The sequence below is a fragment of the Pectobacterium carotovorum genome, from assembly GCF_033898505.1.
Classification (GTDB): domain Bacteria; phylum Pseudomonadota; class Gammaproteobacteria; order Enterobacterales; family Enterobacteriaceae; genus Pectobacterium; species Pectobacterium carotovorum_J.
Genome location: NZ_JAXAFK010000006.1, coordinates 171641 through 185645, shown reverse-complemented (window position 1 = coordinate 185645; position 14005 = coordinate 171641). Strand labels below are relative to the sequence as shown.

Sequence of the window (14005 nt, the reverse complement as noted above, 5' to 3'; positions counted from 1 at the left end):
CTCATCTCCGGCGGATCAATGAAAACTGGCGCGTATTATACACGAAATCCTTCGCGTTGCGGCAAAGCGCAACCAGAAAGCCATACCTTGAACTTATGGTATAACCTGAGGTTATACCCTACTGATGAACAAGTATTCGTCAGTGATGATGCATCATGAAATAGTCCGTTCATCCCCTGAGCGTTGATGAGAAAAAATCATGATGCGGCATATGCAAATTGAAACCGTCAATCTGCCACTAGCCCGTCCTATGGCGGCTGAGAACGGTACGCGTCGCGCGGTTACCGTTATTCGCGTCGCGTTGGAAGAAAAAGGATTTATTGGACAAGGCGAGTGTACGCCAGTCGCCCATTATGGCGAGTCCGCCGACAGCGTATGTCGCCAGCTCTCAGCGATCCGTGAGGCAATAGAACACGGCCTGACCATCGAACAACTCCAGAAAGATTTATCGCCGGGTGCGGCCAGAAATGCATTGGACTGCGCGCTGTGGCGGCTCAACACCGCATTGGAAAAACAGACGCTGTGGCAGCGCATCGGCATTCATCCCCCCACGTCCGTGGTCTGTGCGCAAACGTTGGCGCTCGACAGCGTGGAGAGAATGGCTGCGGCCGCCTCCAATGCTGTTTCCCACGGCGCCCTGCTGCTGAAAATCAAACTGGATCGCGAGCTGATTCTGGAGAAAGTCGCCGCCATTCGTGCCGCCGCACCCAACGCCAGATTGATTATCGATGCAAGAGCAAGCTGGAGCGGTCTGGATTTACATAGCCTGTCCACGGCTCTGCTGCCTTATCAGGTCGCCATGATTGAGCAACCGCTTCCTGTCGGTAAAGACGAAGATTTACAGCGTTTCACCCATCCGATTCCCATCTGCGCGGATGAAAGCTGCCGCCACAGCGCTGACATCGTCGGGCTGCGCCGCCGTTACGACATGATCAACATCAAGCTGGACAAATGTGGCGGGCTGACCGAAGCGCTGGCGATGGTACGTGAGGCTCACTTTCACGGCCTGCGCATTATGGTCGGCTGCACGCTGGGTTCGTCGATGGCGATGGAGGCCGCCCTGCCCGTCGCCGCAGATGCCGAGCATGTCGATCTCGACGGCCCTATCTGGCTGGCCGCCGACAGCTCGCCTTATCTGACCTATAACCTTGGCCGAATCTGGCTATGACGCAATCAACCGCAGTAACCCTAAAACCTTCAACCGGAGTGACCATGACGGATATCATGCACGCGGGTGCCGCCACAGCACCCGGTAACGCCCCCAGACCTGTGCTGGAAATCGACGATCTGAGCGTCAGCTTTAGCGGCCGCTCCGGCACGCATCAGGCGCTAAAAGGTATTTCCTTTACCGTGAATAAAGGGGAAGTCGTCGCCGTGGTCGGCGAAAGTGGCTCAGGCAAGTCCGTGACGTCACTCACCGTGATGGGGCTGCTGGCGGACTCTGCCAACATCGAACGCGGCGCGCTCCGTTTCACCGCGCGCGACGGTCAACAACATGACCTGCTGAGCATGAAAGCGGAAGCGCGTCGTAAACTGCGCGGCCGCGATCTCGCCATGATTTTCCAGGAACCGATGACCTCGCTCAATCCGGTACTGAAAGTCGGCGACCAGCTCACCGAAGCACTGCTGGATCACAAAATTTGCGATGCCGCCAGCGCGGACAAAAAAGCCCGTGAACTGCTGCACAAGGTGCGTATTGCAGACGTCGATCGCGTGATGAAAAGCTACCCGCACTCGCTGTCCGGCGGGATGCGTCAGCGTGTGATGATCGCACAGGCGCTGGCCTGTGACCCACAACTGTTGATTGCCGATGAACCGACCACCGCGCTGGACGTCACCGTGCAGGCGCGCATTCTGCAAATCCTGCGCGACCTACAACAGCAGAGCGACATGGCGGTGCTGTTTATTACGCACGATATGGGCGTGGTGGCGGAAATCGCCGACCGCGTGGTGGTGATGTACCGCGGCGAGATCGTGGAGCAAGGCACCGTCGAACAGATTTTTGCCGCACCGCAACATCCTTATACCCAATCGCTGCTGGCTGCCGTACCGAAGCTGGGCGACATGCGCGATAGCCTCTGGCCGAAGCGCTTTCCTTTACTGGGGCAGGCTGCCGATCCGGAAAATAGTGAACAGGTCACCGCCCGCTATGACGCCGAACCGCTGTTGGATATTCGCGGGCTGCGAGTGTATTACCCGATGCGCAGCGGGATTTTATCCACCGTTACTCACCACGTTCACGCGGTAGAACAGATTGATTTCAACGTCTGGCCGGGCGAAACGCTGGCTATCGTCGGGGAAAGCGGCTGCGGCAAGTCCACCACCGGACGTGCCCTGCTGCGTCTGGTACAGAGCGAAGCCGAGAGTATTCATTTTCAGGGCAACGAAATTTCCCAGATGAAAGAGCGTGATTTCCAGCCGCTGCGCCGGGAAATGCAGATGGTGTTTCAAGATCCGTACGCCTCACTCAACCCACGCCTGACGGTCGGCTTCACCATCGCTGAACCGCTACTGCTGCACGGGCTGGTGAAATCGCTGGAAGAAGCGACACCGCAGGTGCAGGCGCTGTTAAAAAGCGTCGGTCTGTTGCCAGAACATGCACGCCGTTATCCGCACGAATTTTCCGGCGGGCAGCGTCAGCGCATCGCGATTGCCCGCGCGATGGCGCTACAGCCACAGGTCATCATTGCTGACGAAGCCGTTTCGGCGCTCGATGTGTCGATTCAGGCGCAGGTCGTCAACCTGATGATGGATCTCCAGAAAAAAACCGGTGTGTCGTGGATTTTCATCTCGCACGATATGGCCGTCGTTGAGCGTATCGCCAACCGCGTCGCGGTGATGTACCTCGGCCAAATTGTGGAGATCGGCCCGCGCCAGTCGGTATTTAACGATCCCCAGCATCCGTATACCCGCCGCCTGTTGGCCTCGGTTCCCATTGCCGATCCAACGCGTCGCGGTACACGCCAGTTTGACGACAGCGAAATCCCCTCCCCTTTGCGTAAAGCAGGTGAGGCCGTCGCCAAAACGCGCTACCGAGAGGTCGCGCCGCAGCACTGGGTCGCCGACAACGAATCGGCCGCCTGAAACACGACGTCATGACAAGAAAATAGCCATAAAACACAATTTATTTATAAAAAACAACGTATTTATAAAACACAACACACGTTCAATGCTGACCAGGAGAGATAACCATGAAGCCATTTGTTCGCCGCTCTGCCGTTGCCCTCGGGCTCTCACTGTGTCTGGCGGCTGTTGCCCAGGCGCAAGACCTTCGCATTTCCATCTATGCCGATATCACCGGGCTCGACCCGCACGATACCTCGGACACGCTGAGCTACTCCATTCAGAGCGGCATCTTCGAGCGCCTGTTCCAGTTCGATAATAAAATGAAGCTGGTACCGCGTCTGGCGACGGGCTACACCAGTAACGACACCGCTACCGAATTCGTCGTGACGCTGCGTGAAGGCATCACCTTCCAGGACGGCGCACCATTCAACGCCGACGCCGTTAAAGCCAACCTCGACCGTCTGGCCGATCAGAGCAAGGGCCTGAAGCGCAACAGCCTGTTTAACATGGTGCAAAGCGTCACCGTGCTGTCGCCGACGCAGGTCAAAATCGAGCTGAACAAATCCTTCGGTGCCTTTGTGAACACGCTGGCGCACCCGTCTGCCGTCATGCACAGCCCGGAAGCACTGAAGAAATACCCGGATGAAGCACAGCTGCGCGTACACCCGGTCGGAACGGGTCCGTTCAAGTTCACCGAATGGCAGCAGGGTAAAGACGTGAAGCTGGTAAAATTCGACAACTACTGGCAGAAAGGCTGGCCGAAAGTCGACAGCGTGACCTTCTACCCGACGCCGGAAGATTCCACCCGCGTGGCGTCACTGAAATCCGGCCAGGTCGATGCCGTGTATCCGCTGCCTTCCGATCTGATCGCCACCGTACAAAGCGACAGCAAGCTGGCGATTCAGCGCGACCCAAGTATTTATCAATTCTGGCTGGCGATGAACAACCTGCGTCCGCCGCTGAACGATATCCGCGTGCGTCAGGCGCTTAACTACGCCATCAACCGCGATATCTGGCTGAAGGTCGGCTTTGCCGGCATGGGCGTTCCTGCTTCCTCTGCGATGGCACCGGACGTGCAGTTCTTCGCACGCCAAACCTCGCCGAACTACACCTATAACCCAGAGAAAGCCAAGGCGCTGCTGAAAGAAGCAGGCTACGCCAACGGCCTGAGCCTGAAACTGTGGACGACGAACCGCACCGACTACATCCGTAGCGCGCAGTTCTTCAAACAGCAGCTAGAGCAGGTCGGCGTCAAAGTCACCGTCACGCCGATGGATTCCGGGATGCGTAACGCCAAACTGTTTGGTGTGAAAGATCCGAAAGACGCCGAATTTGACCTGTTCTACAACGGCTGGTCTCCGTCTACCGGTGATGCTGACTGGGCACTGCGTCCGCTGTTCGCTACCGAATCCTGGGTGCCGGTTGCCTATAACGTCTCCTACTACAGCAATCCGGTAACGGATAAAGCGATTACCGCTGGGTTGGCGACGGCCGATGCCGACAAACGTGCCGCGGCTTACGCTGATGCACAGCGTCAGATTTGGCAGGATGCGCCTGTGGTCTTCCTGGGCTCGCCGGACAACATTGTCGGTAAAACCAAGAACCTCGATGGCGTGTACATGCTGGCAGACGGCTCACTGATCTTCGATCAGGCTGAATTTAAGTAATCGGTCAGGGAGAACGCCATGTTTGCTTATATCGTCCGACGTTTGCTGGAAATGATCCCGGTTCTACTGGTGGTCTCCCTGTTAGTGTTCGGTTTTATCAAGCTGTTGCCGGGTGACCCGGCACGTATTTACGCTGGTGCTGATGCGACGATTGAGGCGGTGGAAGCCGCCCGTCAGCAGTTAGGGTTAAATGACCCGCTGCCGCAGCAGTATGTCCACTGGCTCGGCGGCCTGTTCAGCGGCGATCTGGGTGTGACGTACCGCACCCAGCAACCGGTCATCGACGTTATCAGCAAGAGCTTTATGCCCACCATGTGGCTGGCGCTGGCGGGCTTCGTCTGGTCGGTGCTGCTCGGCCTGCTGATCGGCGTGGTTTCCGCGCTCAAGCGGGGCAAATGGCAGGACTGGACGCTGATGAGCTTCGCCGTCGGTGGGATTTCCATGCCACCGTTCTGGCTCGGCCTGTTGCTGATTCAGTTTGTGGCCATGCCGTTCGGCGTCTTTTCCGTCAGCGGCTTTAATCAGCCCAGCGACATCATTCTGCCCGCCCTGACGCTCGGGGCATCGGTGGCTGCCGTTATGGCGCGCTTTACCCGCTCCGCGTTTCTGGAAGTCGCACAGGAAGACTACGTGCGCACCGCTCGCTCCAAGGGGCTGCGCAATCGGCTGGTCACCTGGAAGCACGTGATGCGTAACGCGCTAATTCCGGTCATCACCATGCTGGGGCTGCAATTCGGCTTCCTGCTCGGTGGATCCATCGTGGTTGAAAGCGTGTTTAGCTGGCCGGGTCTGGGCTGGCTGTTAATTGAATCCATCAAGACGCAGGATCAGCCAGTTATTCAGGCGCTGGTGATGCTGTTCGTGTTTGAATTTATTGTCATTAACCTGTTGGTGGACCTGCTGTACGCGGTGGTCAATCCGGCGATTCGCCTACGTTAGGAGACACGATGAACCTTCCTTCCGAACCCGTCGTGGCCGCAGCCACGCTTGATGAAGAGACGATACGTTCGCCGTGGCGCGATTTCGTTCAGGTCTTTATCCGTAACCCGATGGCGCTGGTGTCCAGCGGCTTCGTTCTGCTGCTGGTACTAGTCGCGATTTTCGCCCCCTGGCTGGCACCGTGGAACCCGATGGAGCCAGATTGGGTATCGCTGGCTTCACCGCCTTCAGCGGCGCACTGGATGGGCACCGACGATCTGGGGCGCGATGTGATGAGCCGTATCATCTACGGCGCACGCATCTCGTTATACATCGGTATCTTTTCCGTCACGCTGGGCATGCTGGTCGGCATCGTGCTCGGTCTGCTAGCAGGCTACTATGGCCGCTGGGTGGATACGCTGATCATGCGCGGTTCCGACGTGCTGTTCGCCTTCCCCGGCATGCTGCTGGCCATTGCGGTCGTCGCGATCCTCGGCCCCGGCCTGAACAACGTGATTATCGCTGTCGCGGTCTTCAGCGTACCGGTCTTCGCCCGCATCGTGCGTGCTTCTACGCTGTCGCTGAAACAGGCGGCTTATGTGGAAGCGGTACGCTGCGCCGGCGCACCGGATCGCATCGTGCTGATGCGCCACATCCTGCCCGGCACGCTGCCTAACGTGATCGTCTATTTCACCATGCGTATCGGCACCAGCATCCTGACCGCAGCAGGTCTGAGCTTCATCGGCCTTGGCCCAGAGCCGGACGTACCGGAATGGGGCAATATTCTGGCGATGAGCCGCAGCCTGATGATGGCGGGTGCCTGGCATGTCAGCGTGTTCCCAGGTCTGGCGATTTTCTTCACCGTGCTGGCGTTTAACCTGCTTGGGGATGCGCTGCGTGATACGCTCGATCCCAAACTGAAAAGCTGAGGAAGGCGATGCACGGCGATCTCCAGATGAACGACTATCAGCAACAGCAGCAGGCGCTGTTGCTACAACGCTGGAAAACGACGCGGCAGTTGGGTACGCCGCGCTCGGCTAGCGGACCGCATAACAGTATCAGTGATGTGGCAGGCGTGCGCGTCGGCCACTGCACGCTGGCGGCAGGCGAAGTGCAAACTGGCGTCACGGCGATTGTGCCGCCCGGCGAGAACCTGTTCACCCGTCCTCTGCCCTGCGGCGCGGCGGTACTGAACGGCTTCGCCAAGCCCGTCGGACTGGTACAGATTGAGGAGCTGGGACAGTTGCAAACGCCCATCCTGCTCAGTAACACGCTGGCGACCGGCACGCTGTTTACCACGCTGGTGCGCGATGCCATTGCCCGCAACCCTGAACTAGGTCGCACACTGCCGACGGTGAACCCGCTGGCGCTGGAGTGCAACGACGGCTGGCTAAACGATATTCAGGCGCTGGCAGTAACAGAACACATGGCACGACAAGCGTTGGACAGTGCGGCTGAGAGTTTCACACGCGGTAGCGTCGGTGCCGGACGTGGCATGAGCTGCTTTAGCCTGAAAGGCGGCATCGGCACCGCATCACGCCTGATTCCTGAATTGAACGCCACGCTTGGCGTGTTGGTGCTGGCAAACTTCGGCACGCTTTCCGCGCTCACGCTGGACGGCGTACAGATGGGGAACGCCCTCGCGCCCATCCTGCCGGAGCTTGCACCGCAGCAGGACGCCGGATCGATCATCATTATCATGGCGACGGATGCCCCGCTCGATGCGCGCCAGCTCAAGCGCATCGCCAAGCGCGCCGGTGCGGGATTAGGTCGGCTCGGCAGCTACTGGGGACACGGCTCCGGTGATATCGCCGTCGCGTTCTCCACCTGCCCGCAGCCGCAGCCGCCGGAGGATGCGCAGCTTGAACCGTTGTTAAACGCCGCCGCCGACGCGACTGAACACGCGGTGCTCGACGCCATGCTTCAGGCAGACGCCGTGACCGGTTTTCGCGGCCATCACCGCCCGACACTGCCACAGGCGTTGGATCGACTGGCCGCAGCTCTTTATCCATAAGCAAATTCTTCCGTAGGAAACTGATTATGAAAGTGTTTATCTCTGCTGATATCGAAGGGATCGCCGGCGTGATGCGCCCGGAACAGTGCAGCCCCGGCACTGCGGAATATCAACTTGCACGCGGTCTGATGGAACAGGAAGTGAACGCCGCGATTGACGGTGCGTTCGCGGGTGGCGCAACCGAGGTGGTGGTCGCCGACAGCCATGCGGCCATGGTCAACCTACGTGCTGAGAATATCGACGCCCGTGCCCGGCTGGTACAGGGCAAACCGCGCGGCTATTCGATGGTTGAAGGGTTAGAGCAGCAGCAGTTTGATGGCCTGATGTTCATCGGCTATCACAGCGCGGCGGGTGAGTTTGGCGTGCTGTCGCATACCATCAACGGTCGTGCTTTCTACCGCGTGCGCATCAACGGTGAGATCATGGGCGAGAGCGACATCTACGCCGCCGCAGGCGTGGAACAAAAAACGCCACTCTGGCTGGTCAGCGGCGACGACACGCTCCAGAGCTGGATCGCCCGCTACTACCCCGCCACCGACTACGCCTGCGTCAAACGCGCTATCTCGCAGCACGCAGCGGAATCCCTCAGCACCGAACAGGCGCGTCAGGTGATTCGTAACGCGGCAAAAGCGGCGGTGGAAAAAGCACACCGGACGCTGAACTCGCGGATTCAGGCCCCCTACCGCCTCGAACTGATGGTGGCAAAACCGGTACTGGCCGATCTATTCTGTCTGCTGCCGAACGTTGAACGTTTGGATGCCATAACCGTAGGTTATACGGCGCAGAGCATGCGGGAAATCACCAGCCTGCTGGGCGCCTTTTCCTATCTGGCGACAACGCAAAACTGATTCCGGTTTATCCGCCCCTGTTCTGGGGCGTAAACCGATTGAAAAGAGAATTTATCGCATGACGAAACCCGTGATTGTGATCCACGGTGGCGCAGGTGCGCTGACCCGCTCGGCTATGAGCGCTGAAAAAGAGCAACGCTACCTGGCCGCATTGTCCGAGATTGTCGCCAGTGGACAACGCATTCTGGCCGAAAACGGCAGCGCGCTGGATGCCGTGACAGAAGCCGTCCGCCTGTTGGAAGAGTGCCCCTTGTTCAACGCCGGACACGGCTCGGTCTTCACCCACGCGGAGACCCACGAACTGGACGCCAGCATCATGGACGGACGTTCGCTGGATGCCGGTGCGGTGAGCTGTGTTAGCCATATCCGTAACCCGATTCTGGCCGCGCGTACCGTACTCGAAGCCAGCCCGCATGTGATGTTTACCGCCGACGGCGCAGAAGCCTTTGCACAACTGCACGGCCTGGAGATGGTTGACCCGGCGTTTTTCTCCACCGACGAACGCCGCCAGCAGTTGCATAACGCGCAGGCAGGATCAGGCCGCGTCATCCTCGACCATGACGGCCAGAATGACCCTATCGATCCCGACCGTAAATTCGGCACCGTCGGCGCGGTCGCGCTCGACAGCGCTGGAAATCTTGCGGCAGCCACCTCAACGGGCGGCATGACCAACAAGCAGGCCGGACGCGTGGGCGACAGCCCGATTATCGGCGCAGGCTGCTACGCCAATAACCAGACGGTAGCCGTTTCCTGCACCGGCACGGGCGAAGTCTTTATGCGTGCCGTCGCCGCCTATGATGTCTCGGCGCTGATGGAATACGCCGGATTCACGCTACAGCAGGCCAGCGATCGCGTGGTGATGGAGAAACTGGTGCAGATGGACGGCAGCGGCGGACTGATTGCCGTGGACAAAGCCGGCAACATCGCCCTGCCGTTCAACAGCGAAGGCATGTACCGCGGCTATGGCTACGTGGGCGAAGAGCCCGTCGCCGATATCTATCGCTAAGTTAGCAATGGCGAGTGGTATAAACGATAAATGCACAAAATAAGTGCGTTAGCACCATTTTAGCGCATCACGGTAGTGCGTGAATTGTTCTCATTGGCAGCTTATGCACTATTACCAGGTGCTTATAACCTGGCGTAATAATTGCAGGCATTCTGGTCATTACTCATACGATGCTCATCAGAAAGCGTCAGCCGGAGCCTGCTCTCATGCGATTACGCCATATTGAAATCTTCCAGGCCATTGTTCAGGCAGGCACCATCAGCGGCGCCGCCCGCTTGCTCAACGTGTCGCAGCCGAACGTCAGCCGGGTATTGAATCACGCAGAGCAGCAGCTCGGTTTTTCCCTGTTTGAACGTCGCACACAGGGAATGGTCGCCACCGAAGAAGGACTACGCCTCATCCCGAAAGTGCAGGAGCTTTTCAGCCATTTGCAGAGCATCAGTTCCCTCACCGAACAAATCAAAACCAGCAAAGCACACTCCGTACGGCTGGGCGCGGCACATGCATTCGGCCAGATGATTGTCGCGCCGACGCTGGTGGAGTTTCATAAGCAGGCCGCCTCGGTTAACGTCGAACTCGTCACTGAACACTTCAGCACGCTGTGCCAGAACATCCTGCAAAACCAGCTCGATTTCGCGCTGATCTTTGGTCAGCAGGTGCCGTCCGAGCTGCTGGCAGAACCGCTGTTCCAGTCAACCATGGTCGCCCTGCTGCCGAAAGACAGCCCGATAAACGGCCCGGTCTCGCTGGAATGGCTGTGCAACAACAACCTGCTAATGATGCAGCATCAGGATCCGCTCGGTCAGGTACTGCACCGTGCGTTACGCGACAAGGCGCTACAGCCAGCCGCTTCGCTCTACATCAAAACCTACTCGGTGATTGCCGACATGGTACTGGCGGGCGGCGGTGCAGGCATCGTCGATCTCTTTACCGCCTGTCGCTATGCGGATCAGCTAAAAATCGTCCCTATCGACCAGCCGCTGCCTTTTGAAGTCACGCTGATCAGCCGCCGTGATAACCCGCAATCACAGGCGACGCTACAACTGAAACAGATGATGAAAAACCGCTGTCGCGACATCGCCAGACAGAACGAGGCCTTGCTTAACGCCGCCTGATTCACGATAGGCGGCACGCAGCGGACGGTTTTTCCTATCCCCTGCGGGGGCTCAACGCTATAATCCTTCTCATCATTTGCTTTACAGGTATGCACCAATGATTCGCAGCATGACCGCTTACGCCCGCCGAGAAATCAAGGGCAACTGGGGAAGCGCAGCCTGGGAACTGCGTTCCGTTAACCAGCGCTATCTGGAAACCTATCTTCGTTTACCGGAACAATTCCGCAGCCTCGAACCTGTAGCCCGTGAGCGCATCCGCGCTCGTTTGACCCGTGGCAAAATCGAATGCAACCTGCGTTTTGAACTCGACCCGAGTGCGCAAAGTGCACTGATCCTGAACGAAAAGCTGGCGAAACAGCTGGTTAATGCCGCCAACTGGGTCAAAATGCAAAGCGACGAAGGGGAAATCAACCCGGTTGATATTCTGCGTTGGCCTGGCGTAATGTCGGCAGAAGAGCAGGATCTAGACGCCATCAGCGCTGAACTGCTGAAAGCACTGGAAGGCGCGCTGGATGACTTCATCGCCGCCCGTGAAAGCGAAGGCAACGCGCTGAAAGCGCTGATCGAACAGCGTCTGGCTGGCGTCAGCGCCGAAGTCGTCAAAGTCCGCGCCCAGATGCCGAACATCCTGCTCTGGCAGCGCGAACGCCTGCAAAGCAAGCTGGAAGATGCGCAGGTACAGCTGGAAAATAACCGTCTGGAACAGGAACTGGTGCTGATGGCACAGCGCGTCGACGTCGCCGAAGAACTCGACCGCCTCGACGCTCACGTCAAAGAAACCTACAAAATCCTGAAAAAAGAAGAAGCCGTCGGCCGCCGCCTCGACTTCATGATGCAGGAATTCAACCGCGAATCGAACACGCTGGCCTCGAAATCCATCAACGCCGACGTCACCGCTTCAGCCATTGAATTGAAAGTACTGATCGAGCAAATGCGGGAACAGATTCAGAATATCGAGTAAAATCGCATAAACTCTCACAAAGTAGCAAAAAACCAATAAGCCCGCACTATGCCGGGCTTTTTTAATATCATATACTCGCATAAGGAACCACAACAGCGCATGATTACCGTGTACACAGAGGTGTACCTATTAGTAAAAATGCAAGGTGACTTGGGTACACCCCATTATTGAATGTTCAGGTATTCGCAATGCCAAAACTAACAGATATGCAGATCCGCGCCTGGATAAAGGCAGGGGAGCGATTTGAAGGCCGCTCAGACGGTAACGGGCTTTACCTCAGATACCGGGAGGCTGATAAAACCCCCACGTGGAGATTTCGCTACAAGTTATCTGGGAAGCCCCGTGCCATGCTAATTGGCTCTTATGCGCAATTATCACTGGCAAAGGCCAGAGAAACAGCCAAAGAGTTATCCGCCCGCGTTGCGCTGGGGCATGACGTAGCAGGTGAGAAGCAGGCGCGAAAAGCCGAGGCATTAGCAAAGATGGATGCCGAAAAAAACGCGCTGCGTGTTTCTGCCCTAGCTACCGAATACTTTGAACGCCAGATTTTACCCCGCTGGAAGCACCCCGACATTTTGCGCCGCCGTATCGACAAGGATATAAACCCCTGCATTGGTCACATGAAGGTCGATGACGTTAAACCACGCCATATTGATGACATGCTAAAAGGCATCGTAGATCGCGGAGCGCCAACCATAGCAACGGACGTTCTGCGCTGGACACGTCGCATATTCGACTATGGGATTAAACGGCATGCTTTAGAAATAAACCCGTGTTCAGCCTTTGAAGTATCAGATGCTGGCGGCAAAGAGGTGGCCCGTGAACGGTGGCTCACTCGGAATGAGCTTATCCAACTGTTTCAGGCTATGCGGAAAGCAAAGGGATTCAGTCGCCAGAATGAGCTTACCTTTAAATTATTGCTAACACTGTGTGTGCGTAAAATGGAACTGTGCGCAGCGCGCTGGGAAGAATTTGATTTAGACGCTGCCATCTGGCATTTACCAGAAGAACGCAGCAAGAACGGCGATCCAATAGATATTCCCCTCCCTCCACCAGCACTCGAATGGTTGAGAGAGCTTCATTCGTTTTCGTGCAATAGCGCATGGGTTCTTCCAGCTAGAAAGATGCAAAATCGCATGATCCCACATATTCAGGAAAGCACGCTTCCCGTCGCACTGGTGAAAGTACGGGCAGTAATGACTGATGTGCCTAACTTCACTATTCACGATTTCCGGCGTACAGCACGCACTCATCTGGCCGCGTTAGGTGTTGATCCCGTGGTGGCTGAACGTTGCCTGAATCACCGGATAAAAGGCGTTGAGGGGATTTATAACCGTTACCAGTATTTCGACGAACGTAAGGCGGCATTAACTCTGTGGGCTAACCTGCTGGTGGCTCTGGAGCATGGCGAAGATTACAACGTGACACCTATCAGAAAGACAAATTAACCGAACAGATTGAGCCTAACTCGACGGGGTGAAAAGTGGGAAGCCTTACCCATCTGGCCCAATCGCCTATTTAAGGCACAGCGTGAAAGGTAACGCTATGACAGAATCACATAACAATCAGAACAAAAAAAATATATGGAAGGATAAAAGAATTGCACCACTAGAATATTGCTCAATAACGCGCGCTGCAAAATTATTGGAATGTGAAGCAGAAGACTTTTTACATTGGCATGACATAAGCGCTTTGGAACTGTTAATTAACCCCAAAGGCTATTTAGGTACAATGCGTTTTTATTCGAAAAGAGATTTGGACTCGGACAACAATGTATTAAGCGTTAAACATGTTGACCATGAGTTGGACGATTTCATATACGAAGAGCTAAAGATAGATGGAATAATGTTAACTTATGAACCAACAATACCAATAGAAAAGAGATTCATAGAAAACAAAGGGGAGTTTTTATATACTGTTACTGGCAAGTTAGGAGGACTGTGGAAAATACTATCATCACAATCAATTGCTCAGACCTTGGGAATTTACCGTTTATCCAACGATGATTATTCAGTTTCTGTAATAATGAAAGAATCATTAGTTGATAAATGGAATGATATTTTCATAACACGAGATGATATTGAGAAGATATATAACCACTCCATCAGTGGTAATCCCATGCCCACTGACGAAATTAAACAATCGCCATTGGATGATGAAGACAGGAAAATTAAGACATCTCCGGTACAGGCTGATTTCATTTATTCCCTCCTACAGTTAGTTTTTATTGATGATGGTGGGATCGACAAGTTAAGTAGAGAGAGCCTTGAGACTCAGATCACAAGAAAATTCAGTGAGAAAGGTATTCCCTATAAAGATTTTGCATCCAAGTCATTGGAAAATTGGATTAAAAGAGCTAAATCACGTTAGGAAAACATCAATCTTTTCCATTAACATCTGATGTTTTCCT

At 55.9% G+C, this 14005-nt stretch carries 12 protein-coding genes; all 12 read left to right on the top strand.

From position 1 onward, the window contains the following. The first annotated feature begins 202 nt into the window (after positions 1 to 202). The 12 genes from ycjG (at position 203) to R9X49_RS20495 (ending at position 13965) form a co-directional block, all read left to right on the top strand. The gene (gene ycjG, locus R9X49_RS20550; RefSeq protein ID WP_319850203.1) at positions 203 to 1168 is read left to right on the top strand and encodes an L-Ala-D/L-Glu epimerase; all 966 of its coding nucleotides are present in this window, start codon (positions 203 to 205) and stop codon (positions 1166 to 1168) included. A 44-nt stretch (positions 1169 to 1212) separates the two neighbouring features. Further along, the gene (locus tag R9X49_RS20545) at positions 1213 to 3084 is read left to right on the top strand and encodes an ABC transporter ATP-binding protein (protein WP_263058307.1); all 1872 of its coding nucleotides are present in this window, start codon (positions 1213 to 1215) and stop codon (positions 3082 to 3084) included. 107 nt (positions 3085 to 3191) lie between these two features. Beyond that, the gene (locus tag R9X49_RS20540) at positions 3192 to 4733 is read left to right on the top strand and encodes a glutathione ABC transporter substrate-binding protein (protein ID WP_319850138.1); all 1542 of its coding nucleotides are present in this window, start codon (positions 3192 to 3194) and stop codon (positions 4731 to 4733) included. A gap of 18 nt (positions 4734 to 4751) precedes the next feature. After that, entirely contained in the window at positions 4752 to 5672 is a 921-nt protein-coding gene (locus tag R9X49_RS20535) for an ABC transporter permease (RefSeq protein WP_014913740.1), read from the top strand. An 8-nt stretch (positions 5673 to 5680) separates the two neighbouring features. After that, on the top strand, positions 5681 to 6580 hold the full coding sequence (locus tag R9X49_RS20530) for an ABC transporter permease subunit (protein WP_319850137.1): 900 nt from the start codon (positions 5681 to 5683) through the stop codon (positions 6578 to 6580). Positions 6581 to 6606: 26 nt separating this feature from the next. Continuing rightward, positions 6607 to 7665, top strand: coding sequence for a P1 family peptidase (locus tag R9X49_RS20525; protein ID WP_319850202.1), 1059 nt, complete (start codon positions 6607 to 6609; stop codon positions 7663 to 7665). Between the two features lie 26 nt (positions 7666 to 7691). Beyond that, complete coding sequence (locus R9X49_RS20520; RefSeq protein WP_319850136.1) at positions 7692 to 8513, top strand: M55 family metallopeptidase; 822 nt, start codon at positions 7692 to 7694, stop codon at positions 8511 to 8513. 58 nt (positions 8514 to 8571) lie between these two features. After that, positions 8572 to 9519, top strand: a complete 948-nt coding sequence (locus tag R9X49_RS20515) for an isoaspartyl peptidase/L-asparaginase family protein (RefSeq protein WP_319850135.1) — start codon at positions 8572 to 8574, stop codon at positions 9517 to 9519. Positions 9520 to 9725: 206 nt separating this feature from the next. Next, the gene (locus R9X49_RS20510) at positions 9726 to 10634 is read left to right on the top strand and encodes a LysR family transcriptional regulator (RefSeq protein WP_319850134.1); all 909 of its coding nucleotides are present in this window, start codon (positions 9726 to 9728) and stop codon (positions 10632 to 10634) included. 97 nt (positions 10635 to 10731) lie between these two features. Then, on the top strand, positions 10732 to 11595 hold the full coding sequence (locus R9X49_RS20505) for a YicC/YloC family endoribonuclease (protein WP_107169060.1): 864 nt from the start codon (positions 10732 to 10734) through the stop codon (positions 11593 to 11595). A 188-nt stretch (positions 11596 to 11783) separates the two neighbouring features. Further along, complete coding sequence (locus R9X49_RS20500; protein WP_319850133.1) at positions 11784 to 13043, top strand: tyrosine-type recombinase/integrase; 1260 nt, start codon at positions 11784 to 11786, stop codon at positions 13041 to 13043. A gap of 97 nt (positions 13044 to 13140) precedes the next feature. Further along, a complete protein-coding gene (locus tag R9X49_RS20495; protein WP_319850132.1) occupies positions 13141 to 13965 on the top strand; it encodes a hypothetical protein in 825 nt (274 codons plus the stop codon). Positions 13966 to 14005 lie beyond the last annotated feature (40 nt).

Bases quoted from the DNA above. Each gene is read 5' to 3' on its own strand.
- ycjG (WP_319850203.1), top strand. From the start codon at position 203: ATGCGGCATATGCAAATTGAAACCGTCAATCTGCCACTAGCCCGTCCT.
- R9X49_RS20545 (WP_263058307.1), top strand. From the start codon at position 1,213: ATGACGGATATCATGCACGCGGGTGCCGCCACAGCACCCGGTAACGCC.
- R9X49_RS20540 (WP_319850138.1), top strand. From the start codon at position 3,192: ATGAAGCCATTTGTTCGCCGCTCTGCCGTTGCCCTCGGGCTCTCACTG.
- R9X49_RS20535 (WP_014913740.1), top strand. From the start codon at position 4,752: ATGTTTGCTTATATCGTCCGACGTTTGCTGGAAATGATCCCGGTTCTA.
- R9X49_RS20530 (WP_319850137.1), top strand. From the start codon at position 5,681: ATGAACCTTCCTTCCGAACCCGTCGTGGCCGCAGCCACGCTTGATGAA.
- R9X49_RS20525 (WP_319850202.1), top strand. From the start codon at position 6,607: ATGAACGACTATCAGCAACAGCAGCAGGCGCTGTTGCTACAACGCTGG.
- R9X49_RS20520 (WP_319850136.1), top strand. From the start codon at position 7,692: ATGAAAGTGTTTATCTCTGCTGATATCGAAGGGATCGCCGGCGTGATG.
- R9X49_RS20515 (WP_319850135.1), top strand. From the start codon at position 8,572: ATGACGAAACCCGTGATTGTGATCCACGGTGGCGCAGGTGCGCTGACC.
- R9X49_RS20510 (WP_319850134.1), top strand. From the start codon at position 9,726: ATGCGATTACGCCATATTGAAATCTTCCAGGCCATTGTTCAGGCAGGC.
- R9X49_RS20505 (WP_107169060.1), top strand. From the start codon at position 10,732: ATGATTCGCAGCATGACCGCTTACGCCCGCCGAGAAATCAAGGGCAAC.
- R9X49_RS20500 (WP_319850133.1), top strand. From the start codon at position 11,784: ATGCCAAAACTAACAGATATGCAGATCCGCGCCTGGATAAAGGCAGGG.
- R9X49_RS20495 (WP_319850132.1), top strand. From the start codon at position 13,141: ATGACAGAATCACATAACAATCAGAACAAAAAAAATATATGGAAGGAT.